This window comes from Marimonas lutisalis (genome assembly GCF_005434965.1).
In the GTDB taxonomy this organism is placed as follows: Bacteria; Pseudomonadota; Alphaproteobacteria; order Rhodobacterales; family Rhodobacteraceae; genus Marimonas_A; species Marimonas_A lutisalis.
In genome coordinates this window covers 661,920-686,333 of record NZ_SKCI01000002.1, presented here as the reverse complement: position 1 = coordinate 686,333, position 24,414 = coordinate 661,920, and the positions used below count along the sequence as shown (strand labels likewise).

The 24,414-nt window shown below is 64.3% G+C and carries 24 protein-coding genes; 7 read left to right on the top strand and 17 right to left on the bottom strand.

All coding sequences use genetic code 11. The features are described from left to right. Window positions 1-195: 195 nt before the first annotated feature. A complete protein-coding gene (locus tag E0501_RS11470; RefSeq protein WP_137701487.1) occupies window positions 196-1,338 on the top strand; it encodes an aminotransferase class V-fold PLP-dependent enzyme in 1,143 nt (380 codons plus the stop codon). A 6-nt stretch (window positions 1,339-1,344) separates the two neighbouring features. On the opposite strand, the gene E0501_RS11465 is transcribed toward E0501_RS11470, so the two are convergent. From E0501_RS11465 to ectA, 4 genes are read right to left on the bottom strand one after another with little or no spacing between them, the layout of a single operon-like run. After that, window positions 1,345-2,778 carry an aspartate kinase gene (locus E0501_RS11465; RefSeq protein ID WP_137701486.1) on the bottom strand — a complete coding sequence of 478 codons (1,434 nt, stop codon included), beginning with the start codon at window positions 2,776-2,778 and terminating at the stop codon, window positions 1,345-1,347. Window positions 2,779-2,817: 39 nt separating this feature from the next. Next, a complete protein-coding gene (locus E0501_RS11460) occupies window positions 2,818-3,210 on the bottom strand; it encodes an ectoine synthase (protein ID WP_137701485.1) in 393 nt (130 codons plus the stop codon). A gap of 4 nt (window positions 3,211-3,214) precedes the next feature. Beyond that, window positions 3,215-4,501: a diaminobutyrate--2-oxoglutarate transaminase gene (gene ectB / locus E0501_RS11455; protein ID WP_137701484.1), complete on the bottom strand. Its 1,287-nt coding sequence runs from the start codon at window positions 4,499-4,501 to the stop codon at window positions 3,215-3,217. Between the two features lie 51 nt (window positions 4,502-4,552). Continuing rightward, window positions 4,553-5,089: a diaminobutyrate acetyltransferase gene (gene ectA / locus E0501_RS11450; protein ID WP_137701483.1), complete on the bottom strand. Its 537-nt coding sequence runs from the start codon at window positions 5,087-5,089 to the stop codon at window positions 4,553-4,555. Between the two features lie 224 nt (window positions 5,090-5,313). Here ectA and E0501_RS11445 point away from each other — a divergent pair, with 224 nt between their 5' ends. Next, entirely contained in the window at window positions 5,314-5,790 is a 477-nt protein-coding gene (locus E0501_RS11445) for a MarR family winged helix-turn-helix transcriptional regulator (protein ID WP_137701482.1), read from the top strand. 33 nt (window positions 5,791-5,823) lie between these two features. Here the strand turns inward: E0501_RS11445 and E0501_RS11440 are convergent, their stop codons facing one another. The 8 genes from E0501_RS11440 to E0501_RS11405 form a co-directional block, all read right to left on the bottom strand. Beyond that, a complete protein-coding gene (locus E0501_RS11440) occupies window positions 5,824-6,477 on the bottom strand; it encodes a 3-oxoacid CoA-transferase subunit B (protein ID WP_235857821.1) in 654 nt (217 codons plus the stop codon). Next, window positions 6,461-7,156 (bottom strand): CoA transferase subunit A, encoded by a 696-nt coding sequence (locus E0501_RS11435; RefSeq protein WP_137701481.1) that lies wholly within the window; start codon window positions 7,154-7,156, stop codon window positions 6,461-6,463. The genes E0501_RS11440 and E0501_RS11435 overlap by 17 nt, the downstream gene beginning before the upstream one ends. Beyond that, the gene (locus tag E0501_RS11430; protein WP_161594605.1) at window positions 7,153-7,650 is read right to left on the bottom strand and encodes a GNAT family N-acetyltransferase; all 498 of its coding nucleotides are present in this window, start codon (window positions 7,648-7,650) and stop codon (window positions 7,153-7,155) included. The genes E0501_RS11435 and E0501_RS11430 overlap by 4 nt, the downstream gene beginning before the upstream one ends. Next, on the bottom strand, window positions 7,647-8,987 hold the full coding sequence (locus E0501_RS11425) for an aminotransferase family protein (protein WP_137701479.1): 1,341 nt from the start codon (window positions 8,985-8,987) through the stop codon (window positions 7,647-7,649). The genes E0501_RS11430 and E0501_RS11425 overlap by 4 nt, the downstream gene beginning before the upstream one ends. Further along, complete coding sequence (locus E0501_RS11420) at window positions 8,988-10,067, bottom strand: ABC transporter ATP-binding protein (protein ID WP_137701478.1); 1,080 nt, start codon at window positions 10,065-10,067, stop codon at window positions 8,988-8,990. 85 nt (window positions 10,068-10,152) lie between these two features. Next, on the bottom strand, window positions 10,153-11,322 hold the full coding sequence (locus E0501_RS11415; protein ID WP_235857820.1) for an ABC transporter substrate-binding protein: 1,170 nt from the start codon (window positions 11,320-11,322) through the stop codon (window positions 10,153-10,155). Window positions 11,323-11,347: 25 nt separating this feature from the next. Further along, the gene (locus E0501_RS11410; protein ID WP_137701477.1) at window positions 11,348-12,133 is read right to left on the bottom strand and encodes an ABC transporter permease; all 786 of its coding nucleotides are present in this window, start codon (window positions 12,131-12,133) and stop codon (window positions 11,348-11,350) included. A gap of 9 nt (window positions 12,134-12,142) precedes the next feature. Next, window positions 12,143-13,015: an ABC transporter permease gene (locus E0501_RS11405; RefSeq protein ID WP_137701476.1), complete on the bottom strand. Its 873-nt coding sequence runs from the start codon at window positions 13,013-13,015 to the stop codon at window positions 12,143-12,145. A 77-nt stretch (window positions 13,016-13,092) separates the two neighbouring features. Here E0501_RS11405 and E0501_RS11400 point away from each other — a divergent pair, with 77 nt between their 5' ends. Beyond that, window positions 13,093-14,148, top strand: coding sequence for a LysR family transcriptional regulator (locus E0501_RS11400; RefSeq protein WP_137701475.1), 1,056 nt, complete (start codon window positions 13,093-13,095; stop codon window positions 14,146-14,148). Here the strand turns inward: E0501_RS11400 and msrA are convergent. The 3 genes from msrA to E0501_RS11385 all read right to left on the bottom strand — a co-directional run bounded on the left by msrA (window position 14,088) and on the right by E0501_RS11385 (window position 15,988). After that, the gene (msrA, locus tag E0501_RS11395; RefSeq protein WP_137701474.1) at window positions 14,088-14,597 is read right to left on the bottom strand and encodes a peptide-methionine (S)-S-oxide reductase MsrA; all 510 of its coding nucleotides are present in this window, start codon (window positions 14,595-14,597) and stop codon (window positions 14,088-14,090) included. The genes E0501_RS11400 and msrA overlap by 61 nt on opposite strands. A gap of 3 nt (window positions 14,598-14,600) precedes the next feature. After that, window positions 14,601-15,041, bottom strand: coding sequence for a peptide-methionine (R)-S-oxide reductase MsrB (gene msrB / locus E0501_RS11390; RefSeq protein ID WP_137701473.1), 441 nt, complete (start codon window positions 15,039-15,041; stop codon window positions 14,601-14,603). A 62-nt stretch (window positions 15,042-15,103) separates the two neighbouring features. Then, the gene (locus tag E0501_RS11385) at window positions 15,104-15,988 is read right to left on the bottom strand and encodes a LysR family transcriptional regulator (RefSeq protein ID WP_137701472.1); all 885 of its coding nucleotides are present in this window, start codon (window positions 15,986-15,988) and stop codon (window positions 15,104-15,106) included. 96 nt (window positions 15,989-16,084) lie between these two features. Between E0501_RS11385 and E0501_RS11380 the strand changes: the two genes are divergently transcribed. Genes E0501_RS11380 through E0501_RS11365 form a run of 4 tightly spaced genes read left to right on the top strand, consistent with a single transcriptional unit; the run spans window position 16,085 to window position 20,835 of the window. Continuing rightward, complete coding sequence (locus E0501_RS11380) at window positions 16,085-17,539, top strand: aldehyde dehydrogenase family protein (protein WP_137701471.1); 1,455 nt, start codon at window positions 16,085-16,087, stop codon at window positions 17,537-17,539. Next, window positions 17,536-18,522 (top strand): membrane dipeptidase, encoded by a 987-nt coding sequence (locus tag E0501_RS11375; protein WP_235857819.1) that lies wholly within the window; start codon window positions 17,536-17,538, stop codon window positions 18,520-18,522. Before E0501_RS11380 ends, E0501_RS11375 begins: the two co-directional genes overlap by 4 nt. 4 nt (window positions 18,523-18,526) lie before the next feature. Then, complete coding sequence (locus E0501_RS11370) at window positions 18,527-20,218, top strand: hypothetical protein (RefSeq protein WP_137701470.1); 1,692 nt, start codon at window positions 18,527-18,529, stop codon at window positions 20,216-20,218. Continuing rightward, complete coding sequence (locus E0501_RS11365) at window positions 20,215-20,835, top strand: DUF3726 domain-containing protein (RefSeq protein WP_137701469.1); 621 nt, start codon at window positions 20,215-20,217, stop codon at window positions 20,833-20,835. Before E0501_RS11370 ends, E0501_RS11365 begins: the two co-directional genes overlap by 4 nt. Window positions 20,836-21,136: 301 nt before the next feature. On the opposite strand, the gene E0501_RS11360 is transcribed toward E0501_RS11365, so the two are convergent. Together E0501_RS11360 and ilvD are read right to left on the bottom strand one after the other, a co-directional pair. Continuing rightward, window positions 21,137-22,444: an NAD(P)/FAD-dependent oxidoreductase gene (locus E0501_RS11360; protein ID WP_137701468.1), complete on the bottom strand. Its 1,308-nt coding sequence runs from the start codon at window positions 22,442-22,444 to the stop codon at window positions 21,137-21,139. Between the two features lie 11 nt (window positions 22,445-22,455). Next, entirely contained in the window at window positions 22,456-24,297 is a 1,842-nt protein-coding gene (gene ilvD, locus E0501_RS11355; RefSeq protein WP_137701467.1) for a dihydroxy-acid dehydratase, read from the bottom strand. Window positions 24,298-24,414: the final 117 nt, after the last annotated feature.

Genomic DNA, 24,414 nt, shown 5'->3' with positions numbered 1-24,414 from the left:
AGCTTCGCTCGGTTTTTCTTAGTGTTTTTGTAGCCTCTGAAATGTCCAATGCCCGGCGCCCGCCTGTCAATTCACAGCCGAATTTACGTAACGTGACATAGGCCGGCACGGCCCAATGCCACCATGCCCCCGCCCGCAGCGCCTTGCGCTGAACGCCCTGAGTGGCGACAAATCCGTATCTCGGAGCGGAATCACATGTCCCGGTCAAACCCAGACGCCGCAGGATACTTCCTGTATCACTCCATTGGGCTCTACCCCGGCAAAGAGGCCGACCTCGCCGCGGCCATGGCCGAATTCGCCCGCGTCTGGGCTGCGCCGGACGACCAGCAGTGGCCCTTTGTCCTCGGCAAACGGCAGGACTTCATCGACCACTGGCGCGCCATCCTCAACGCGCCCGAAGGATCGGCCACCACCTGTGAAAGCGTCACCGACGGGTTGCACAAAGTCATGCGCGCCCTGCCCGATGGGCAACTGCGCGGCAAACGTGTTCTCGTGGCTGCTGATTGCTTCCCCTCGCTGCATTTCCTGCTGCAGGGGCTTGCGCCCCGGATAGGCTTCACGCTCGATACCGTGCCGCTCAGCCCCGGCAAGCCCTGGGTCGAAACGGACGATTTCCTCGCCCGCTGGGGCCGCGATGTCGGCCTTGCCCTTATTACCTGGGTCACGTCCACCGCCTCGGCACGCGTCGATCTGGCGCCCCTTGTCGCCCATGGCCGCGACATGAACAGCCTCATCGGCGTCGACATCACCCAGGCCGCCGGCCTTCTGCCCTTCGACGTGCAGAACCCGAAAGTCGATTTCGCGATCTCGACCAGCCTGAAATGGATGTGCGGCACGCCGGGCGCCGGCATCCTCCACATTGACACCGGTCTCGCCCAAATTCTCGATCCCGACAATCGTGGCTGGTTTTCACAGGACAACCCGTTTTCCTGGGATCTCGACAGCTTCGCCTACGCCCCCGACATGCGCAGCTTCGACGGTGGTACGCCGGGCGCGATGCCCGCCATCGCCTCGTTGCCCGCGCTGCGCTGGCACGCGGCGCAGGACCACGCGGCCATCGCCGCACGAAACCGCAAACTCACCGGCAGGATCATCGCGTGTGCCGATGCCCTGGGCCTGCCCCTGAACTCCCCGCGCGATCCGGACCGGCGTGGCGGTTCGGTCATGTTGCGCCTTGCCGATATAGCGCAGGCCAAGGCCCTGACCGAAACGCTCGCGGGTCACGGCTATGCGGTCGATTTCCGGGGGCCCATCCTGCGTCTCTCGCCGGGTGTGGTCACGGGCGAGGAGGCGATCGACACCCTGTTCGACGTTATCGAAACAACGCTTTCCCGCTGACGGCCCTCAGGCCGCCAGTTTGGTCGCGCGCCCTGCCCCTTCGACGAAGGCCCCGTGCAGCACCTTGATCGCCTGGTCACGCTGGTCTTCCGCCACCAGGAACTGCAGGTCCACGCTGCCCGGCACGTGCTGCACCGCCTTCGGCGCAACCCCTGCCTCGCGCAACGCGCGCAGCCCGCGTTCCGCACTGTGCAGCCCTTCCAGGCTCCGCCCGATCGCCGACACCAGCGCCAACCGGTGCAGCTTCACCTCGGCATTGGGAAATTGCGCCGACAGGTCCCGCTCGACCCGGCGCAGCGCCTTGCGCGACGCGTCCAGGTAGTGGGTGATCGTGTTGGCATTCGTGGCCTTCGACACGATCCGCACCTTGTGCCGCGTCAGCAGCTCCAGCACCTTCGCGTCGTACCCCTTAACACCCACCATGTCCTGCTCGAACAGCTCCAGCGCGGTCACGTCCAGCCCGGTCACGATCTCGACCGCCGGCGCCTCGGCGGCGTCTTCGTCGATCAGCGTGCCAGGATCGCGCGGATCGAACGCGTTGGTCACGCGCAGCGGGATACCCGCCTTGCGCAGGATCTTCGCCGCGTTGGGATGGATCGCCTCCATGCCCAGGTTCGACAGCTGGTCGGCCACGTCATAGTTGGTGTGGCCCAGCTTGCGCACGGCCTCTTCGCCCACCAGCTTCGGATCGGCCGAACTGAGGTGGAACTCCTTGTGGATGATCGCCTCTTCCGCGCCGGTATAGGCCGCGATGTTGGAAAACGTCACCTCGGAATAGCCGCGGTCATATTCGCGCATCAGACCCTCCGTGCACTGGGCATATCCGGTCACGATCGGCAATTCACTGGACAGGTCGACCTCGGCAAAGCCGGCCCCAATCCGTTCGTTCAGGCTCAGCTCGCTTTCGTCGCGCCAGCCCGACAGGTCGATGAACCGTCCGTTCACGCCCGCCCGCTGCAGCAACAGCACGGTGACAAAGGCCGAATGCGCCTCGCCCAGACCGGACAACAGTTCGCGCGTGACGGCCATGTGGTCCGACAGGCGGAAATGGCCATAGGAACACAGCCGCTGCAGGTCGATCAGGCATGATCGCGCCCCCTCGATCCGTTCGCGCACGAACTCGCCCGCCTGGGCGATATCGCCGGGATGCTCCAGCACGCGCTCATGCGCCTTTGTCATCGCTTCGGCCACGCGTGTCAGCGCGTCGTGCCAGCCGTGGGCGTTGTCGTCATCGGCAAAAAGCTCGTAAACGCCTGGCTCACCCGATTTCTTGTGCTCCAGCAACAGGTTGGTGATCCCGCCAAAGGCGGAGACCACGAAAATCCGGTGATACAGGTCGGCGCCCTTGCGGTCGCCAATCAACAATGTGTCGCGCAACTCATCCAGGCGCGACATGGACGTGCCGCCGATCTTCTCGACGGTATGCTTGGGAAATGTCATCTCACTCGCCCGGGGCGGCACCCCGGGCCTCTCTTTGGGTTAAGCGTCAGCCAGCGCGTAGGAACCGTCTTCACGGTGCACTTCATTGCCCGTTACGGGCGGGTTGAAGCAGCACGCCATGACAAGCTCTTCGTCGGCGCGCAGAATGTGGCGGTCGTGCTTGTCCAGCGCATACATCACGCCGGGCTTGATCTCGTATGTCTCGCCCGTGGCCAGATCGGTGATCGAACCCTTGCCCTTCATGCAATAGACGCTCTCGAAGTGGTTCTTGTATTCGAACGTGTGCTCGGACCCTTCCTCAAGGAACGTGATGTGAAAGGAAAACCCCATCCCGTCATCGGCCAGCAGCATGCGCACCGATGTCCACTGCGCGTCCGATACCACGCGGTCGCGGTCATTCGCGGTGATCTCGTTGAAATCGCGTACAATCATCGTCTTACTCCGCTGCCATCTTGGTGGTGTCCAGCACTTCGCGCGCGGCATCCAGCAGGATGTCCAGGCCCTTGCGCAGCGTCGCCTCGGGCGTCGTCAGCGGTGCCAGGATCTTCACCACCTGGTCCTCGTTGCCCGAGGTCTCGATCACCAGGCCCTTCTGGAAGGCCCGCGCACAGATCTCACCGGCCAGCTCGCCCGAGCCGACATCGACGCCCTGCATCAGGCCACGGCCGTTGATCTTCGCGCCCGGTACCAGCGCGGCCAGATCGGCCAGCGCGTCGTGGATCAGCATTTCCTTGGCACTCAGCTCTTTCTCGAAACTGTCGTCCGACCAGAACTTGTCGATGCTCACCTTGGCGGTGACAAAGGCATGAGTGTTGCCGCGGAACGTGCCATTATGCTCGGCCGGGCCGAACACGTCATATTCGGGACGCACCAGCACCAGCGCCATCGGCAGGCCGAACCCCGAAACCGATTTCGCCATGGTCACGATATCGGGCTTGATCCCCATGACTTCGAAGGAAAAGAACTTGCCGGTCCGGCCGCAGCCGGCCTGGATGTCATCGACGATCAGCAGGGCCCCGTGCTCTTTCGCCAGTTCTGCCACCCGCTTGACCCAGTCGGCGCGCGCAGCGTTCAGGCCACCCTCGCCCTGCACCGTTTCCAGCAGGATCGCCGCCGGCGCATCCATGCCCGAAGACCGGTCCTTCAGCATCTTCTCCAGAAACTCGGTCGTATCGAAATCCGGGCCCATGTAGCCATCATACGGCATGCGCGTCACGCCATTCACCGTCGTGCCGGCGCCACCGCGGTGATAGCCGTTGCCGGTCGCGGCCAGCGCGCCAAGCGTGACACCATGAAAGCCGTTGGTGAAAGCGATGATATTGGTCCGGCCCGTCGCCTTGCGCGCCAGTTTCATCGCCGCTTCCACGGCGTTGGCACCCGTGGGCCCGGTGAACATTACCTTGTGGTCCATGCCACGCGGCTTCAGGATTTTCGTCTCGAACGCCTCCAGGAACGCGGCCTTGGCGTCGGTATGCATGTCCAGCGCATGGGCCAGCCCGTCCTCCATCATGTGGCTGACAAGGGCCTCTTTCATGTCCGGATCGTTGTGACCGTAGTTCAGCGACGAACACCCGGCCAGAAAGTCGATATAGGTCCGGCCCTTGTGGTCGGTCAGTTCCGACCCTGTGGCGGACGTGAAAACCGTATCGAACCCGCGGCAATAGGACCGCGCCTCGGATTCACGGCGTTTGAAGACAGAAATATTGGATGACTGCTCGGTCATGAGATGTCCTTCGTGATCTGGAATGAATGTAGGTGAGGTCGGAAACCGCGCTCAGGCCGCTTTCTTCAGCGCTTCGCGGGCCAACTCGATGGTCACCATGTGCTCGGTTTCGTGGCGGTTGCGGAAATGCAGCGCCTGGGTGAAGTAGGCCTGCACGTCCAGCGCGCTGTCATGCGCCTGGCCAAACTTGCGGAACAGCGCCCAGCTCGCCTCGTTGTCCGAGGTGATCGTGGTCTGCAGCCGTTCAACGCTGTCGCACTCCTCGCGCGCGATCAGATGGTCAAGCATCCGCGTGCCCAGCCCCATGCCGCGCGCGTCCTCGGACACGGCCACCTGCCAGACAAAGAACGTCTCGGCATCATAGGGCAGCACATAGCCCGATACCCAACCGACAACCTTGCCATCCAGTTCGGCCACCACGCAGGTATCGCGAAAATGGTCTGCCTGCAGCAGGTTGCAATACATCGAGTTCTCATCGAGCGGTTTGCAGGCGCGCACCAACTCCCAGACCGCCGCGCCATCCTGCGCTTCGGGTTTGCGGAACGTTAGCTTGCCAAGCTTTTTCAACTGCTCAAATGCATGTGTCATGCCAAAGGGCCTCCGATTTGCTTCGAAAGGCTAAGTAACAACCCGCGCCCATTATTTCAACCTTCGAAGCAAAAATCGGGGCAATTTGTCCATATTTCCGCCATTTCCTTTGAAAACGACGGAAATATTGCTTAGTTTAAGCTTTGCAATTTTGTTACACGAGGCAATTGATCCCAATGACACAATCTGCCAACATTCTTCCGTTCCATGGCAAGGGGAAAGGCATGGACCGTATCGATTCCAGCCTGATCGCACTGCGCCGCATCCTGCGCGCGACCGAGCTTTTCGGGCGTGAACTCGCCCAATCCGCCGGCCTCACTGCCGTGCAGTTCCGCGTGCTTCAGGTCGTCGCCGAAAAGGGCCGCGCGACCGCGACCGAGATTTCGCAGCGCATGCGCGTGTCGCAGGCCACCGTCACCTCGCTCGTCGACAAACTGGTGGCCAAGGGCATGGTCACGCGCGAAAAATCCCAGTCCGACCGGCGCCAGACCAATATCTGCATCACCGACACCGGCCGCGAAACCATCGCGGACGCGCCGGACGCCCTGCAACAACGCTATGTGCGCAAGTTCCAGTCGCTCGACGATTGGGAACAGGCGATGATCGTAGCCGCGCTCGAACGCGTGGCCACGATGCTCGATGCGGAAGAGCTCGACGCCTCACCGGTGCTCGATGCCCGTGACATCCGGTCCGGCACCTGACCTCCCGATTTTTCGCAGAAAAATCGCGCCGCCTCAGAACCTCGGCAAATCCCCATCGGGGATCACCATCTCCGCCCCCGTGGCCTTCACCACATCCTCCAGGCTCACACCGCCGGCAAGCTCGCGCAGGTGAAACCGCCCAGCCTCGACATCCACCACCGCCATGTCGGTGAATATCCGGTTCACACATCCCGGCGCGGTCAGCGGCAGGCTGCATGTCTCCAGCAGTTTCGGATTGCCCGCCCGGTCGGTATGCGTTGTCAGCACCACCACCCGCCGCGCCTTCTGCGCCAGCTCGATGCCGCCACCCGCGCCCGGTGAAAACTTGCCCGGGATCTTCCAGTTCGCCAGGTCCCCATTCTGCGCCACCTCGAAGGCGCCCAGCATCGTCAGGTCCAGCCGCCCGCTGCGCACCAGCGAAAAACTCACCGCGCTGTCAAAGAACGCGCTGCCCTTGACGGTCGAGATATACGCGCCGCCCGCATCGATCAGGTTCCGGTTGGCTTCGTCATAAGGCAAGGTCGGCCCGATCCCGGTCAGCCCGTTCTCGGTATGCAGGCAGACCGGGAAATCGCTGGCCAGGTGATCCACCACCTTCGTTGGCAACCCGATGCCAAGGTTTACCACCATGCCCGGTTCGATCTCGCGCGCGGCGCGCGCCACCATCCTGTTACGCGCGTCTGACAACGCCATACTCCCCGCTCAGCTCGCCCAGTTCCACCACATGGTCCACGAAGGGCCCCGCCGTGTGCACCGCATTCGGCGCGATCCCGCCCAGGGGCACGATTTCCTCGGCCTCGGCAATCACCCGGTCAGCGGCCATCGCCATCAGCGGGCTGAAATTCCGCGCCGTTGCTTCATAGGCCAGGTTGCCGAACGTGTCCGCCCGCGCCGCATGGATCAGCGCCACATCGGCCCGCAGCGCGGTTTCCAGCACACCCGCGTGCCCGTCGATCTCGATACGCGGCTTGCCGTCCGCCAGTTCGGTGCCCACGCCGATATCGGTGACGAAGCCCATCAGACCCGCACCGCCCGCGCGCACCCGCTCGGCCAGCATACCCTGGGCGCAGAACTCCACCTCGATCTCTCCGGCATTCATCATCTCGATCGCCCGCGCATTCAGCCCGATATGCGTCACGATCAGCTTGCGCACCAATCCCGCCGCCAGCAGGTGATCGACGCCCATGCCCTTTTCATTGGCATCGTTCTTGATGATCGTCAGGTCCTTTGGCCCCTGCCGCACAACCTCGTGGATCAGCGCGAAAGGTGTGCCCGGCACGCCGAACCCGCCCAACATCACCGTGGTCCCGTCGCCGATATGGGCCACCGCCTCTTCCATGGCGCAGGTCTTATTCGCCAGCCTCATGCCGCCTCCGCTCCTGCCAAGGCCCGGAACGCGCCCGCGCCCAGCACCATCGGCAAATCGTTGTCATGGGCGTGAAAGCCCAGTCGCTCGTAAAACCGCAACGCGTCGGGATTATCCCGGTGCACAGTCAGCATCAGATAGGCCGCGCCCCATCCCGCCCCGGCCACCCGCGCCACCGCGCGCAGCAAATCCTCGCCCAGCCTCTGGCCCCGCGCCTGCGGCTCGATCCACAAATCCTGCACGTACACGCCGGCCTGCCCCCGCGTCGTAGAGAAATGCCGGAAATAAAGCGCCATGCCCTGCATCGCGCCGCCCGCCTCGGCGATCAGCACGCCGAAAGCCGCACCATCCCCGAACCCGTGCCGCCGCACCGTCTCGGGCGTGGTGGAAAACGCCTCGCCGTCGCCCAGGTAATCGGCCAGCTTGCCCAGCATGTCGGCAATCGCGCCCGCGTCGCTCTCGCGCGCGGGCCGGATCGTCAGGCCGCCACTCACGCGGACTGCCCCGTCTCCAGCCCCGCCTCCTGCGCGAACTGGTCCAGCGCCGCGGTCAGCCCTTCCATAATCTCGTCGATGCCCTCGTCGCCCACGATCATCGGCGGACAGACAAGGAAGTGATCGCCCTTCAGCCCCCCGCGCGTGCGCCGCGAATAGATGATAAGCCCCTTGTCATAGGCGATATCCACCAGCCGGCTATGCGCGTTCAGCTCCTTGGGCAACGGCTCCATACTGTCGCGGTCCGCCACCAGCTCAAACGCCAGTAAAAGCCCCTTGCCGCGCACGTCGCCCACGAAGGGATAGCGCTGCATCAACGCCTCCAGCCGGCCCTTCAGCGCATCGCCCATCCGCGCCGCGTTGCCGATCAGGTCATTGCGCTCGATCTCCTCGATCACGGCGATGCCCGCGGCACAGGCCAGCGGGTTGCCGGCATAGGTATGCCCGTGGATGAACCCGCCCTGATCCAGCACCGCCTCGACGATATCGCCCCGCGCAATCATCGCGCCCAGCGGCACGTATCCACCGCCAAACCCCTTCGAGATCGAAATGATGTCCGGCATCGTCTGCCAATGCTCGGCACCCCAGAACTTGCCGGTGCGCCCGCCCCCCGACATCACCTCGTCATGGATCAACATGACGCCGTATTCATCGCAGATCTCGCGGATCCGCTGCATGTACCCCGCCGGCGGCACCAGCGCCCCGGTCGAGGCCCCGCCAACAGGTTCCACGATAAAGGCCAGAACCGTCTCGGGCCCCTCGTCCTGGATCTTCTGTTCCAGCATGTTGGCGTAATGCAGCCCCGTCGCCGGGTCATGCATGTCCAGCCCGTCCAGATAGGCGCGCGGCGCCGGAATCTTTGGCATCCGCATCATCATCGGATCAAAGGGGGCCGTCATCGGCGCATATCCCGTCACCGCCAGCGCGCCCAGTGTGCTGCCATGATAGGACGGCATTCGCGAAATCACCTTGAACCGCTGCGGCTCACCCACGGCCAGCTTGTATTGCCGCGCCAGCTTCAGCGTGCTTTCCACCGCCTCGGACCCGCCCGAAACGAAGAACACCTTGTCCATCCCCGGCGGCGACAGCTCGGCCGTCTTCGCCGCCAGCGCCTCGGACGCCTCGGTCTGGAAATGCAGCCGGTATCCGAAGGTCGATTTCTCCATCTGCTCGCGCATCGCCTGCAGCACGGCCGGGTTGGAATGCCCGATATTGCTGACCATCGCCCCGGACGAGCCGTCAAGATACCTCTTGCCGGCCTTGTCCCACATATAGATGCCCTCGGCCCGGTCCAGTTCCGGCCGCGCCAGACGGCTTTGATAAAACAGGTGGCTCATTCACGCCTCGTTCGCCAACACGCTGCAATCATCGGGGTTCAGCACCACCGACACCTCGGCCCCCTGCGCAAAGGGCGCCCCGTCGATCATGTTCATCGCCTGGAATTGCACATCCCCGATTCGCACGAAATATCTTGCCAGTTGCCCCTGATAGTCAACGGCCTCGACGACCCCTTTCGTCGAAACCGCCCCCTCGGGCGCGGCCCCGTCCGACAGGTGCAGTTTTTCCGCCCGGATCACCAGCTTGCCCTTGGCCGCGTCGCCCAGATTCACCGCCCGGTTGGCATGCAGCGTGACAGCGCCAAAATGCGGCACCTCCAGCGTCACGTCATCGGCGCCCCGCCCCTTCACGTCCACCGCCACGATATTCGACGCGCCCAGGAAATTGGCCACGAATTCGCTGGCGGGGTTGTTGTATACCTCTTCCGGCGCGCCCACCTGCTCGATCCGCCCGGCGCTCATCACGATGATCCGGTCCGACATCGCCAGCGCCTCGGATTGGTCATGCGTCACGAAAATCGACGTCACCCCGATCCGGTGCTGGATCGCCTTCAGCTCCACCCGCATGTCCTCGCGCAGGTTCGCATCCAGCGCCGACAGCGGCTCGTCCAGCAGCAACACGTCCGGCTCGATCACGATGGCGCGCGCCATGGCGATCCTCTGCTGCTGCCCGCCCGACAGCTGGCTGGGATAGCGGTCCTCGACGCCGGGCAGGCGCACGATCTCCAGCGCGTCTTTCACCTTCTGCGCCGCGTCCGCCTTGCTCACACCGCGGTATTTCAGGCCAAAGGCGATGTTCTCGGCAATCGTGCGATGCGGGAACAGCGCGTAATTCTGGAACACCAGGCCCAGGTTGCGCTTGTGGATGGGCACATCGTTGATCCGCTTGCCACCGATCATGATGTCGCCGCTCGTCGGGCTTTCCAGCCCCGAGACCATCCGCAGGATCGTCGTCTTGCCACAGCCCGACGGGCCCAGCAGCGTGGTGAACGATCCCTCCTCGAACAGCACGTCGGATTCGTGCACCGCCTTGAAGCTGCCAAACGACTTGGTGATTTGCTTGAGTTCCACGCGCGCCATCGCGTTCCATCCCCATTCAGGTCAGTATGCATTGGGGCCCGGGCCGCCCTCGCTTGGGCGGCCCGTCCCGGTCTTGCCCTGCGGATCAGCCGCCCTTCTGGACGCGGTTCCACATTTTCGACTGGTCCTTCTCGACCGCCACCCATTTCACCGGGTCACGGAACACGAGGCCTTCCAGCTTGCCGGTCGGGTCATAGGCCGGCAGCTTCTCGACGCCCTCGGGCATCGGCACCTTCGTCGGGTCGAGCGAGCTCGGGTAATTCTGCCCATCCGCCACCGCGATCGCGGTTTCCGGCGCCAGCATGAAGTTCAGCAACTCCTCGGCCGCCTCCATGGGCGAACCCTTGAGCACGAACATCGATTCCATCCAGGCCAGCCCGTTGGGCGGATCCATATAGGCAATCGGGTGCCCCTGCTCCTGCAGCGCCGCCACCCGGCCCGACCAGGCCTCGGTGACATAGATCTCTTCCTTGGCCAGCAGATCCATCAGCTCCGCCCCCGAGCCCCAGTATTTCAGCACCAGGTCGCGATGCTCGCGCGCCTTGTCCCAGACGGCGTCCCAGTCCTCGATGTTGTTGGGGTCCTGGCCCGATTGCAGCGCGCCATACCATGCCCGGTTGGCCCAGTCGCCGCCCCAGCCGCCGATCTTGCCTTTCAGCTCCTTGTCCAGAAGCAGGTTCGCGCCCAGCTCCTTGGCCTTCTCTTCGCTGACATACTTGGTGTTATAGGCAATCCCGGTGGTGCCATAGTCATAGGGCACAGCCGACAGGCCGTCCGGCGTGATGTCCCGGAACGGCTTGATGATCGCCTCCATGACATTGGCCATGTTGGGGATGTTGTCCTCGTTCAGGACCACGCCATAGCCATTGTCGGTCCAGCGTTTGTACCAGCTCACCCCCGAACTGTGCAGGATGTTGTGGCCATCGGTGCTGCCCGCGGCTTTCACCTTGGTCAGAACCTCGTTCTCGCCGCCAAAGGTGGCGTCGATCACCTTGTTGCCGGTCGCGGCCTCGTAGGGGTCGAAGGCATGCTTGCGCAGCGCCTCGGACACGACACCGCCCCAGCCCTCGAAATGCAGTTCGGTCCCGGCGGCGCGGGCATGTTTCGCCATCGCCGTCATGATCCCGCCGGAAAGACCGGCGGTAATCCCGGCCGAGCCCAGAAGGCCAAAGAATGTCCGGCGGTCAACGTCACCGTTGCCCACCGCCTCGCGCAGCTTCTCGTAGCGTTTCGTGCTATCCATTTTCTTGGTCATCATTCTCTCCTTGTTGGTGGCCGGGTCAGACTTTCTTGCGTGAAAAATAGCGCGCCAGCCCCCCGGCCAGGAGGGGCACGCCCACGGTGATACAGATCATGACAAAGCCCAGCGCGTTGATCTCGGGGCTGACCGAATGGCGCAGCATCCCGAAGATCTGCGTCGGCACCGTCTCCATGCCCGAAGGCCGCCAGAAGATCGTCGCGGTGATGTTGTCGAACGAGATGGTGAAGGCAAAGAGTGCCCCCGCGAAAATCGCCGGCATGAGCAGCGGAAAGGTCACCGCGAAAAAGGTCTGCACCGGGCTCGCCCCCAGGCTGCGGGCCGCCTCTTCGTATTCCCTCCTGATCCCCACCAGCCGCGCCTGCACCACCAGCACGACAAAGGGCAGCGCGATGATCGAATGGCCCAGCAGCAGCAAGCCAAAACTGCGCGGCATGTGCAGCCAGCGCAGGAAAATCAGCAGTCCAACCGCCAGCACCGTTTCCGGCACCAGCACCGGCGAAATCAGGAAGGTTGTGATCCAGTCTTTGCCGCGAAACTGGTAGCGCACCAGCGCCAGCGCCGCCAGGATGCCGATCGTCGTCGCCACAAGCGCCGTCATCAGCCCCAAGATAAACGAGGTGCGAAACGCCCGCATGATGGCCTCGTTCTGAAACAGCTCGCCAAACCAGCGCAGGCTGAACCCCTCGATCGGGAAGCCCCCGAATTGCGACGCGTTGAACGCCAGGATCAGCACCACGATGATGGGCGCGAACATGAAGGTATAAACCAGTATCGTGTAAAACCGGATAAAGGCCCAGGCGTTCATGCGTTCCCCCTATCCAAAGGCCTTGCTCAACTGGTTCAAACCCATGAACCGGCTGTAGATCACCACGACCGAGCCAAGCAGAACCAGCAGCGTGAACGACAGCGTCGCGCCCATCGGCCAGTTCAGTTCCGTCACCACCGCGTCGTAAATCAGGTTCCCGAACAGGAAATCGCTGGGCCCGCCAAGGATCAGCGGCGTCACGTAGCTGCCGCCCGTCAGAACGAACACCAAGAGGCTCCCCGCCGCCAGCCCCGGCAGCGACAGGGGCAGCGTCACCTCCTTAAAGGCCTGCCAGGGCGTCGCCCCCAGTGTCCTTGCGGCGGGCTCAAGGTTCTCGTCGATGCCTTCCAGGCTCACATAGATGTTCAGGATCATGTAGGGCAGGAACACATGGATCAGGCCCACCATCACCGAGAACTCGTTGAACATCATGCGAATGGGCTCATCGGTCAGGCCCAGCCATTGCAGCAACCCGTTGATGGCGCCCTGGTTGCCCAGGATGTGAATCCAGCTCAGCGTGCGGATGATGAAGCTCACCCAGAACGGCAGGATCAGCAACAACAGCAGCAACCACTTGTGCCGGAATTTCGTCATCGCGATGAAATAGGCCGGCAGGTATCCCAGCACCGCCGCCAGAACCGTGACGACAAAGGAAATCTTCAGCGTCTTCCAGATCGCGTTGTGATAATAGCCATCGGTCAGCAACTCTTCCCAGTTACCGAACTGGAACGCCACGCGGTCCACGGCCAGATCGACGTTTTCATAGAACGAATAGACCAGGATGAACGACATCGGGATCACCACCAGCGCGGTGATCGCGATGAATGCCGGCGTCAGCAGAAGCGCCGGACGCTTGTCGAACTTGGTGGCTGTATCGGCCATGCTGAATCGCCGTTGAATGGTCCCTGTCTCGGAAAACGGTTGCACGGGCCGAAAAATTGGCCAAATTCATAATTGAAATGACTGGCATTAATGAAATCAATACACCTGTCGACTTCGACCGTTTCGTCGCGAACCTCGACTGGAACCTTCTGCGCACTTTCGTGGTGATCGTCGAAGAAGGCTCGATCACCCGCGCCGCCAACCGGCTCCTGCGCGGCCAGCCGGCGATCAGCCTTGCGCTGCAACGCCTCGAAGGAGAGGTCGGCGCGCGCCTCATCGAACGTGGGCGCGGCCATTTTCAGCTCACCGCCGCCGGGCGCGAGCTCTACCGCGAATGCCTCGATATCTATGCCTCCATCGCCAAGCTGCGCGATGCCACCACGCTGGCCCAGTCCGAAATCTCGGGCCATGTCACCATCGCGCTCGCCAGCCATGTCGTCACGCCGCTGCTCGATGATCTCCTCGGCCGCACCTACCGCGAACATCCCCGCGTGACCTATCGCATCCATTCCGGCACTTCGGCCCGGGTCGCGGCCTCCGTGCAGGACAAGACGGCCAGCTTCGGCATCTGCCTGGTCAACCGCCGCTTCCCCGATCTCGAATACGATCTGCTCTACCGCGAGTTTTTCGGCTTCTACTGCGGCCCCTCGCACCCGCTCTTCGGGCAGCGCGGTCTCGGGCTCGATGCGCTCAAGGGGCAGGACGCGGTCTCGTTCGAAACCGACGATCTCAACGATGCCCTGCGCCCTGTCGCGCTCCTGCGCCGCCAGCACGAGCTCGATCAGCGCATCGTCGGCCGCTCCTCCAACCTCGAGGAAATCCGCCGCATGATCCAATGCGGCCTCGGCATCGGCGCCCTGCCCGTCCACGTGGTCGAGCGTGACGTGCGTGATGGCCGGCTCTGGCGCCTGCCGCCCTATACCCATCCGCCCGCCGTCGATATCTACCTGCTGACCAACCCCAAAAAACGGCTCAACAGGGCCGAGGCCCTGCTGATCGGCGATCTGAAAGAGAAAATTGCCACCCTACCGCTGTCAGAGCGGACCTATCCGTCGGCCTGTTCGCCGCGCGCCTATTCGGCCGCGTCGCGCCTGGGCAGCACCCAGCCCGGCCGCGGGAAATGGCAGGTATAGCCGTTGGGGAACCGCTCCAGGTAATCCTGGTGCTCGGGCTCGGCCTCCCAGAAATCGCCCACCGGCTTCACCTCGGTCACCACCGGCCCGGGCCACAGCCCGCTGGCATTCACATCCGCGATCGTGTCCTCGGCCACCCGCTTTTGCTCGTCATCCACGTAATAGATGCCCGACCGGTAGCTCATCCCGATATCGTTGCCCTGCCGGTTCAGTGTCGTGGGGTCGTGAATCTGGAAAAAGACCTCCAGCAACCGCCGGAAGCTCAGCACATCAGGGTCGAAAATCACCTCGATCCCTTCGGCATGGGTGCCGTGGTTGCGATAGGTCGCATTGGGCACATCGCCCCCGGTATAGCCCACCCGGGTCGAGATTACCCCCGGCAGCTTGCGGATAAGGTCCTGCATTCCCCAGAAACAGCCACCTGCCAGAACAGCACGTTCTTCGCTCATCTCTCAGCCCTCCACCTGGTCCAGATATTCGCCATAGCCCTCGGCCTCCATCCTATCCTTCGGGATGAACCGCAACGAGGCCGAATTGATGCAATAGCGCAAACCGCCCAATTCCATCGGCCCATCCGGAAACACGTGGCCCAGATGCGAATCGCCGTGTTTCGAGCGCACCTCGGTGCGGATCATCCCGTGCGTGGTATCGCGCAGTTCGACGATATTCTCGGCCACGACAGGCTTGGCAAAGGCCGGCCAGCCGCAGCCGGAATTGTATTTCATCGCGCTGGCAAACAACGGCTCGCCCGAGACCACGTCGACATAAAGGCCCGGCTCGAAATGCTTGTCATATTCGCCCGTGTAGGGCCGTTCGGTGCCGTTTTCCTGCGTCACCCGGTATTGCTCGGGGTTCAGCCGCGCAATTGCCTCGTCGGTCTTGCGATAGTCCATTGCGTCCCTCCTGCTTGCGTTGGGCCTAATAGGGGGGCGGCCCAGCAAATTTGCAAGTGCACTCATGCTTTCGTGAACGTCCCGGCCTGCCGGCGCAGCACGTCGGCGGCCGCCATCACGTAATCCACCTCGCCCACCTCGTCGCGCACCAGCAAATGCACCATGCGGCGGGCCTCCAGCCCCGCGATCGGGCGAAACACCAACTCCCGCCCGTCGATCGCGGCCACGCTCTGCGGCAGCACGCTCACCAGTTTGCCCGCCCGCAGCATCGCCATCAGGGTAAGCGTGTTATGCGCCACCAGCCGCGCCTTGCCGCGCGCGCCGTCGAACCCCTCGGCCTCGATCCCCTCGCACAGCGCGGTCCAGATCAGCCCGGCCTCCAGCACCTGCGCCACATCCGGGTCGTTGGCCTGTTGCGCCAGCGGATGCGCGCGCGCGCAGATCAGGCCGAACGCATCGGCAAACAACGGCTCTTGCGTTGCCCCGCGCACCTGCCAGCCCGCCGTCGCGATCCCGATCTCGACCTGCCCGCGCGTCACCGCCTCTACCACCGCGCCGGATTCCATGTCGCGCAGTTCCAGCTCGACCCCCGGGAACCGCGCCGCGATCTCCGCGCTCAGCCCCGGAAAGGCCCGCGCCGCCACCGATGGCACCGCCGCGATGCGCAGCAATCCCTGCGGCGCCTGCGCGCGCGCCTCGATCGCCGCCACCATCGCGTCGAACCGGCCCAACTCCTCCTGCGCCAGGTCATAGACATAGGCCCCCAGCGCGGTCAGCCGGTTCTTCCGGTCGGTCATGAACAGCCGCTGGCCCAGATGCGCTTCCAGCTGTTTCAGCGTCATCGACAGGGCCGATTGCGTCCGGCCCAGACGCCCCGCCGCCTCGGCCAGGTTGCCGCTCTGCGCCACCGCGCAAAAGGCGCGCAGCATTTCGATCTTGATCGCCATGACTTCAGAAAACCTGAAATAAACTTCATTTCTTTGAATTTGACTGACTTCACTCCGCCGGTCCACCCTCTCGCCAACCCGGAAAGGAATCCCTCCATGCCTGAAACCAAGCTCAACCTCATCGCCGGCGACTGGCTGGCCGGTGACGCCGAAATCGAAAACCGCAACCCCTCCGATCTCTCCGACCTCGTCGGCCACTTCACCCAGGCCACGCCCGATCAGCTCGACGCCACGCTCGACCAGGCGCACCGCGCCCAGGCCGAATGGGCTGCCTGTGGGCTCGAACGCAAACAGGCCGTCCTCAATGCCATCGGCAACGAACTGATGGCCCGGGCCGAGGAGCTCGGCACGCTTCTCAGCCGCGAAGAGGGCAAGCCGCTGGCCGAAGGCAAAGGCGAGGTCTTCCGCGCCGGACAATTCTTCACCTACTACGCCGCCGAATGCCTGCGCCAGCTGGGCGAAAACGCCGACAGCGTCCGGCCGGATATCGAGGTGGACGTGCGCCGCGAACCCGTGGGCGTCGTCGCCGTCATCAGCCCCTGGAACTTCCCCACCGCCACCGCGTCGTGGAAGATCGCGCCCGCGCTCTGCTACGGCAACGCAGTTGTGTGGAAACCCGCCAACCTCACCCCCGCCTCGGCCCACGCCCTGACCGAGATCATCGCCCGCCAGGACATCCCCAAAGGGCTGTTCTCGCTGGTCATGGGCTCGGGCTCTTCCATCGGCCAGCGCCTTGTCGAAAGCGCGAAGGTCAACGCCATATCCTTCACCGGCTCGGTCCCCGTCGGTCGCGGCATTGCCGCCTCGGCCGTGCAAAACTTCACCAAGCTGCAGATGGAAATGGGCTCGAAAAACGCGCTGGCGGTGATGGATGACGCCGATCTCGACCTCGCGGTCTCGCTTGCGCTGAACGGCGCCTTCGGCGGCACTGGCCAGAAATGCACCGCCTCCTCGCGCCTCGTCGTGCACGAAAAAATCCATGACGCCTTCGTCGAGAAACTGGTCGCCGGCGCCCGGGCCATGAAAGTCGGCCACGCGCTCTCCGACGGTACCCAGATGGGCCCGGTGGTCAGCGAAAGCCAGCTCACCGAAAACCTCGCCTATGTCGAACTTGGCCAGTCCGAAGGGGCGGAACTCGCCTGCGGCGGCCAGCGCCTCAACATGGAGCATGAAGGCTACTACATGTCGCCCGGCGTCTTCCTGAACACCCGCAATGACATGCGCATCAACCGCGAGGAGATGTTCGCCCCGCTGACCGCCGTCATCAAGGTAGCCAGCTATGACGAGGCCCTGGCCACCGTCAACGACACCGATTTCGGCCTCACCTCGGGCATCGTCACCCGTGATCTGGCCCGCGCCACCCATTTCCGACGCAACGCGCGCACCGGTGTCGTCACCGTCAACCTGCCCACTGCGGGCACCGACTATCACGTTCCCTTTGGCGGCCGCGGCGAAAGCTCTTATGGTCCGCGTGAACAGGGCCGCACGGCCGCGGAATTCTACACCACCGTCAAGACCGCCTATATCAGCGCAGGGGTGCCACAGGGATGAAAACGGCAATGAGGATCGACAACCTTCAATATGCCAACTGGTCGGAAAAGATCTTCCGCCAGATGCGCGAGGGCGGGCTGGACGCCGTCCACGTCACCATCGCCTATCACGAAACCTTCCGCGAAACCGTGCTCAATTTCGAGCAATGGAACCGCTGGTTCGAACAATACTCCGATCTCATCATGAAGGGCCACTTCGCCTCCGATGTCGATCGCGCCCGCGAAACCGGCCGCACCGCGATTTTCTTCGGCTTCCAGAACCCCAGCCCGATCGAGGACGATATCGGCCTGGTCGAGATCGTCCACACGCTGGGCGCGCGCTTCATGCAGCTGACGTATAACAACCAGTCGCTGCTCGCGACCGGCTGTTACGAGGATTACGACGCCGGTCTCACCCGCATGGGCAAACAGGTCATCCGCGAAATGAACCGCGTCGGCCTCGTCGTCGACATGTCCCACTCCGGCGACCGCTCGACCATTGAGGCCGCCGAGCATTCCGAACGTCCCATCGCCATCACCCACGCCAACCCCCACGAATGGATGCCGGCGCTCCGCAACAAGCGTGATGACGTAATCCGCGCAGTCACCGAAAACGGCGGCATGCTGGGCTTCTCGCTCTACCCCCATCACCTGAAGGACAAGAGCGCCTGCACGCTGGAAAGCTTCTGCGAAATGATCGCCCGCACGGCCGCGAAATTCGGCCCCGAGCATCTCGGCATCGGCTCCGACCTCTGCCAGGATCAGCCCGACAGCGTGGTCGAATGGATGCGCGTCGGCCGCTGGTCGAAACAGATCGACTATGGCGAAGGCTCGGCGGCCAACCCCGGCTTCCCGCCGCAGCCCGACTGGTTCCGCGACAACCGCGATTTCGGAAACATCGAAAACGGATTGCGCGCGCTCGGCATGGACTCCGGCGAAATCGCCGGCATCATGGGCGACAACTGGTATCGCTTCTACGCCGAAAACTTCACGCCGAAAGGGTAACGCCATGCCGGAACACGCGCCACAGACAACGGTTCCCCGCCGCGATCCCACGACCGTCATGCGCCTCTCGCGGCTCGGCAGCCTGCATCAATGCCGCCTGTCGTTCATGCGCCAGCTCACCCGCCGCATGCAGGCCGAAGGCTGGACCTTCTCCCGCTCCGTATTCGAGATCGACGGCAACGGTGTCGGCCACGCCGTCTATACCGCGCAGGGCCCGTCGCACGCCTATTCCCTCGTCGCCTTCGCGCATGACCTGCCTGCCGAGAAACGCTCGGACCGCGTGATCGCCGATGCCTGGGATGCCACCTTCGCGCTCTACGATGGCATCCCCGATGCGGGTGACATCGAGCGCCTGCGCGCCAACGTGCCGGTGCAGGAGGCCGGCCGCATCTCCGAACGCGAGCTTTCGCTCTCGCGCGCCAACCGCTCGGTGCGGCTCTGGGAACACGTGGTCGATGCCCTGGCCAGCGGCCGCCAGCCCGATGCCGGTATGATCGACAGTGTCGGCTACCTGATGCGCACCACCGCCGTCTATGGCTCGGGCAAATTCGGCGCGGCGGATCGCGAGGTGATCGCCGACCGCCCCGAAATGCAGGCCCCCTTCCAGGCTGAAATGCTCTCGGTCTACCTCACCCGCGCCTTCATCCGCGACCTGGTGCAGCATATGGCGCAGGCGCGCGGCGGTGCGCAGACAGCCACGCTTGATCCCGCCATCGCCCGCAGCCTGGGCATCGGAAATTCCACCGGGCTCGGCATGGCGCCCTACATCGTCAATCATCCGGTGCTGTTCAACAACTGGATCATGGCGCGCGAAGAGGCCATCGCCCGCGTCCGCTCTCTCCCCTCGGCCAGCGCCGACGAAATCGCCACCTTCCGTGGCCTTCTGGCCCGCATGCGGGCCCTGGCCGACAGCTGGCACTCCGAACATCCGATCCAGATCGGAAAGCTCAAGATGCTGCACGCCGATCTCGACGCGCTCACCGCCCGTCTCGAGGAAACCGGCCTCGCTGGGCCCATGCCGTGGAACGCGCTCTTCGACTGGGCCGAAACCGCCCTCTCGGAAGAAGGCCAGGAATGCCTCGCCTCGCTGATGCTCGAACCCTATCCCGATCTGGTCGATGGGCTGGGCAGCTGCATGTCCGACACCAACACCGATGCCTTTCGCATCGACGGCTCCATGACCGTCGTACAGGTGCGCAGCCTGATCGAAACACACTACGACTGGGCGCTGGCCATCGACTGGAGCGATCCCGCCGCCCAGGCCCGCGCCTGGTATGTTTCGGAAGAAAAACTCGAACCACGCCTCGGCGAACGGTTCGAGGAACCCGTTGCCGACTACGAACAACCGCTCGCCCCGGGCCGCGATGTCGCCACGCTCCATGCCGCGCTTTCGGACAGGCCCAAAGATCAGCCCGTCGCCGCCTTCCTGCTCGCCCACACGGGCCACCGCCACGCCCTGCGCCGCGTCCAGATCGCCGCGCGCGCGCCCTATGCCGAAATCCACGACAACACGATCTCGGACAAGGTGCTGCCGATCGACATGCTTCGGGCGAAGCTGGCGTTCTTCGGCGCCACCCGCTTCGATCCCCGCTCGGACCGCTGGGTGCGCATCGCCATGTACCAGGGCGCCCCCTACCCCGAGGAGCTTGCAACCGGCGATGCCGACACCTGGGTCTACCCGGAGGCCGAAACATGACCGACCTGTCGCTGAACGAAGTCGAAGCCACCGCGAAACGTGCCGCCCGCGGCGCGGGGCTCAGCTGGGGCATGGCCGAAGAGGCCGGAAAAGCCGTGCGCTGGCTCTCGGCCCAAGGCCTGCCGGGCTGCGCGGCGCTCGCCGACCTGCTTGACGCGCCGGGCAACGCGCCCACGTCGCTCGATCTCCTGTCGTCTTCGGGGCCGCTCTGTCCGCTGGCCGCCGGCGTCGCCCTGTCAGACATGGCGGGCCGTCTCGGCGCCGGTGACACCGTTCTTTCCGATGTGGCCCAACCACTGCTGCTTCTGCCCTTCCTGCAGGCCGCCGCGCGCCAGACGGGCCGCGCGCTGCGCGTCGGCATCGACGGCACCATGGTCGGGCTCGACGGCGCGCAGGTTACCTGCTCCGATCCTGCCGATCTGGATATGCCCCATGCGCGGCGCATCGTTATCGCGCCCGGCGCCGTGCCAGCGCCCCCCTTGCCGCAGCACACCCGCGCCGAGGTGACTGCCGACACGTTGGAACGACTCAACCGCTACGCCCACCGCACCTATGCCCCGGCCACCGAAGCCTCACGCCTCCTCGGCGCCGGCGCCGGATTGTCCGACAACGACTGATCGCGCCTTGCCCGAGGTTTTGCGCCGCGTGTTCCACGCGTCGCGGCGGGGCGGGGCCTCGGCTGGCTCACCGCGGTGGTCACTTCTCCGAACAGCCGTGCCGCCCGCGGCGTTGCGCCATTGAGTATTTTCACCAAGAAAGAACGCGCGGGCGCATTCTGTCGAATATCCGCGCGTTCTTTCTTGGCACAAATACTCATGTCGCGCCCCATCCACCGGCATGCGGTCGGCGGGTGGGCCCCGCCCCCTGCAGCGCGCGGGGTGGGCGGGTGGGCGCGCGCTGCAGGGGGCGGCTGCAGGCTCAGCCCAGAACCGAGAAGCTCGACTCTTCGTTGACCTGGCGCCTGCGGGAGTAGAACCCCACGTCGATCTGCCGCCCGATATAGGGCAGGTCGAACTGAAGCGGTGTTGCGTCGTGATCGTTGCCCGCCTCGCAATAGTCGATCAGCGCGGCCATCATCTTGCCCGCGATGGGCGCGTTCTTGTACTGGTTGCCGCTCGAACCGCAGGCCATGTAGAACCCACCCAGCGCGGATTTGTCGTAGATCGGGATCCAGTCGGTCGAGGCATCGTAAAGCTCGACCACCCCGCGCATCCGGCTGGGGATACCAAGGCTCGGTACCCGCTGCGCATAGCGCATCGCCTGCGTTGTCCATTGCTCGGTGAAGTCGCGGTCGAACTGTACGTCATCCTGCGTCCACAGATGCGGGTCGCATTCCGGGTCCTCGCTGCCCACCAGGATGTGATTGCCATGTTCGGGCCGGCAATAGCAGGCGATATCGCTGTCCGAGACGATCGTGCCCTGGGCCTCGAAATCAAAGCCCTTGGGCGCCGGAACATGCACCACTTCCTGGCGCAGAGGGCGCGTGGTGATCGTCATGTCATGGGTCACACCGGCCATTTCATTGATGATCGACGATCCGGGCCCGGCCACGTTTATCACCACCGGTGCATGCAATTCCTCACCGTCGGCCAGCTTCACGCCCCTGACCTTGCCATCCACCTGCAGGATTTCCACCACCTCGGCGCCCAAGCGAAACGCCGCACCATGCTGACGCGCCGCATCGGCCAGGTTCTGTGACGACAGCGCCGGGTCGGTCACATATCCGGCCAGCGGCCAATAGACCGCGCCCTCGATCTCGCCGCCCGTCGGTTCGCCGAACCCGTCCTGATCCATCCGTTTCGGCGGCGCATAGCGCTCCAGCGCGTAGATCGGCAGCCGGTCCCTGATCTGCGCGGCGTCCCATTCCTCGACCGGGATGCCCAGCGCCCGGGAATACTCCAGGTGTTTCGCCATGAACGCGTTGGCCTGCGTTTTCATCACCAGGCAGCCGCATTGCCGGAACTGCGCCAGCTCCGCATTCGCGGGCAGGCCCAGGTAGTTGGCCCAGTCCCGCCAGTAATGATAGCCCTCCCAGGCAAAGGCGGTGCCGTCATAGGTGGAATAATGCATCCGCACGATCGCGCAGCTACCCGCGGTCGACCCATGGCCGATCTGCGCATTCCGGTCGAGCGAGAGGGTTTTCCAGCCCTTCTTGGCCAGCTCGAACGCCACCGCCGTGCCGATCACGCCGGTGCCGATGATGATCGCGTCTGCCGTCTTGTTCATGCTCACCTCCGTTATGGCACGTTGCGGAAACCGCCCTTGTCGGCGCTTTCGGCAAAGGCCGCATAGACCCGGAGCGCGGCACTGATGACCCGGGGCCGCGCCGCGGCCGGGCGCCAGCGTTCACCGTCGGGCCGGGCCTCCATCTCGGCGCGGCGGGCGTCCATTTCCCCGGCGCCGATCAAAAGCTCGATCTTGCGGCCCGGGATGTCGATGGCGATCTTGTCGCCATCGCGTACAAGACCGATCGCACCGCCCGCCGCCGCCTCGGGCGAGACATGGCCGATCGACAGCCCCGCCGTCGCCCCCGAAAACCGCCCGTCGGTAATGAGCGCGCAGGTGTCATCCACCTTCTGCGCCTTCAGACTCATCGTCGGTTTCAGCATCTCCTGCATGCCGGGCCCGCCCTTGGGCCCCTCGTATCGGATCACCACCGCCGTGCCCGGGGCAATCTCGCCACCATCGATGGCATTGAGCGCCTCTTCCTGGTCATCGAACACCCGCGCCACGCCCTCCCAGCGCAGCATCTGCGCCGGAACCGCGCCGGTTTTCACCACGCAGCCATCTTCGGCGATATTCCCGTGCAGCACCGCCAGTCCGCCCTCTTTCGAATAGGCGTGCTCCAGCGATCGGATACAGCCCGCTTCGCGGTCGAGATCCATCTCACGCCAGCGCATGTCCTGCCCATAGGCCTGGATCGTGCGCTTGCCGCCCGGGGCGGCGCGGTAGAAATGGCTCACCTCTTCATCGTCGCTCTGGATCACGTCCCATTTCGCCAGCTGCCCGGCCAGGCTTTGGCCCGACACGGTGCGCGCGCTGTCGTCGATCAGCCCGCCGCGCTGAAGCTCGCCCATCACGCCCATGATCCCGCCGGCACGATGCACGTCTTCCATGTAGTAATCGAACGTCGCGGGCGAGACCTTGCAGAGATAGGGGATTTCCCGGCTCAGCCGGTCGATATCGGCCATGGTGAAATCCACCCCCGCCTCGGCCGCCATCGCCAGCATGTGCAGAATCGTGTTGGTGGAACCGCCCATGGCGATATCCACCTTCATCGCGTTCTCGAACGCAATCTTAGTGGCGATGTTGCGCGGCAGAATGCTCTCGTCCCCGCCCTCGTAATAGGCGTTCGCCAGCTCGACCACGCGCCGCGCCGCGCGCTGGAACAGCGCCTTGCGGTCGGCATGCGTGGCCAGAAGCGAGCCATTGCCCGGCAGCGCCAGCCCGATCGCTTCGGCCAGGCAGTTCATCGAGTTGGCGGTGAACATCCCCGAACACGACCCGCAGGTCGGACAGGCGTTTTCCTCGATCGCCAGCGCGGCGCCTTCCTGCTCGGGATCGAAGGCCGCGACATAGGCCATGATCGGGTCCAGCCGCTTGACCTCGGTTTGCCCCGGCATCCGCCCCGCCTCCATCGGCCCGCCCGAGACATAGATGACGGGAATATTCAGCCGCAAACCGGCCATCAGCATCCCCGGCGTGATCTTGTCGCAATTCGAGATACAGATCAGCGCGTCGACGCAATGTGCCTCGCACATGTATTCGATACTGTCCGCGATCAGCTCACGCGAGGGCAGCGAATAGAGCATCCCGTCATGGCCCATCGCGATCCCGTCATCGACGGCGATGGTGTTGAACTCGCGCGGGATGCCACCGGCCTTCCAGATCTCGTCACAGACCAGCCGGCCCACCTCGGCCAGGTGCACATGGCCCGGCACGAATTCGGTGAACGAATTGGCCACGGCAATCACCGGCTTGCCAAAATGCTCGGGCGCCACACCACCCGCCATCCACAGCGACCGCGCGGCGGCGGCGGTCTTGCCCTCGGTCACCTTGCTGGATCTCAGTTTCGGCATGTTCCATCCTCCCTTTGGCGCCACAACAGCACCGCGCGCGCGCCCATGCAAGCCGATGCGGGGAAAACGCGGCGTCTTTTCTCTGTGAAATCGCCCGCCCGCGCGCCCATCTGGAGG

Excerpts from the sequence above, each read along its gene's own strand:
- E0501_RS11470 (WP_137701487.1), top strand. The coding sequence starts at position 196 with ATGTCCCGGTCAAACCCAGACGCCGCAGGATACTTCCTGTATCACTCC.
- E0501_RS11465 (WP_137701486.1), bottom strand. The coding sequence starts at position 2,778 with ATGACATTTCCCAAGCATACCGTCGAGAAGATCGGCGGCACGTCCATG.
- E0501_RS11460 (WP_137701485.1), bottom strand. The coding sequence starts at position 3,210 with ATGATTGTACGCGATTTCAACGAGATCACCGCGAATGACCGCGACCGC.
- ectB (WP_137701484.1), bottom strand. The coding sequence starts at position 4,501 with ATGACCGAGCAGTCATCCAATATTTCTGTCTTCAAACGCCGTGAATCC.
- ectA (WP_137701483.1), bottom strand. The coding sequence starts at position 5,089 with ATGACACATGCATTTGAGCAGTTGAAAAAGCTTGGCAAGCTAACGTTC.
- E0501_RS11445 (WP_137701482.1), top strand. The coding sequence starts at position 5,314 with ATGGACCGTATCGATTCCAGCCTGATCGCACTGCGCCGCATCCTGCGC.
- E0501_RS11435 (WP_137701481.1), bottom strand. The coding sequence starts at position 7,156 with ATGAGGCTGGCGAATAAGACCTGCGCCATGGAAGAGGCGGTGGCCCAT.
- E0501_RS11425 (WP_137701479.1), bottom strand. The coding sequence starts at position 8,987 with ATGAGCCACCTGTTTTATCAAAGCCGTCTGGCGCGGCCGGAACTGGAC.
- E0501_RS11420 (WP_137701478.1), bottom strand. The coding sequence starts at position 10,067 with ATGGCGCGCGTGGAACTCAAGCAAATCACCAAGTCGTTTGGCAGCTTC.
- E0501_RS11415 (WP_235857820.1), bottom strand. The coding sequence starts at position 11,322 with ATGACCAAGAAAATGGATAGCACGAAACGCTACGAGAAGCTGCGCGAG.
- E0501_RS11410 (WP_137701477.1), bottom strand. The coding sequence starts at position 12,133 with ATGAACGCCTGGGCCTTTATCCGGTTTTACACGATACTGGTTTATACC.
- E0501_RS11405 (WP_137701476.1), bottom strand. The coding sequence starts at position 13,015 with ATGGCCGATACAGCCACCAAGTTCGACAAGCGTCCGGCGCTTCTGCTG.
- E0501_RS11400 (WP_137701475.1), top strand. The coding sequence starts at position 13,093 with ATGACTGGCATTAATGAAATCAATACACCTGTCGACTTCGACCGTTTC.
- msrA (WP_137701474.1), bottom strand. The coding sequence starts at position 14,597 with ATGAGCGAAGAACGTGCTGTTCTGGCAGGTGGCTGTTTCTGGGGAATG.
- msrB (WP_137701473.1), bottom strand. The coding sequence starts at position 15,041 with ATGGACTATCGCAAGACCGACGAGGCAATTGCGCGGCTGAACCCCGAG.
- E0501_RS11385 (WP_137701472.1), bottom strand. The coding sequence starts at position 15,988 with ATGGCGATCAAGATCGAAATGCTGCGCGCCTTTTGCGCGGTGGCGCAG.
- E0501_RS11380 (WP_137701471.1), top strand. The coding sequence starts at position 16,085 with ATGCCTGAAACCAAGCTCAACCTCATCGCCGGCGACTGGCTGGCCGGT.
- E0501_RS11375 (WP_235857819.1), top strand. The coding sequence starts at position 17,536 with ATGAAAACGGCAATGAGGATCGACAACCTTCAATATGCCAACTGGTCG.
- E0501_RS11370 (WP_137701470.1), top strand. The coding sequence starts at position 18,527 with ATGCCGGAACACGCGCCACAGACAACGGTTCCCCGCCGCGATCCCACG.
- E0501_RS11365 (WP_137701469.1), top strand. The coding sequence starts at position 20,215 with ATGACCGACCTGTCGCTGAACGAAGTCGAAGCCACCGCGAAACGTGCC.
- E0501_RS11360 (WP_137701468.1), bottom strand. The coding sequence starts at position 22,444 with ATGAACAAGACGGCAGACGCGATCATCATCGGCACCGGCGTGATCGGC.
- ilvD (WP_137701467.1), bottom strand. The coding sequence starts at position 24,297 with ATGCCGAAACTGAGATCCAGCAAGGTGACCGAGGGCAAGACCGCCGCC.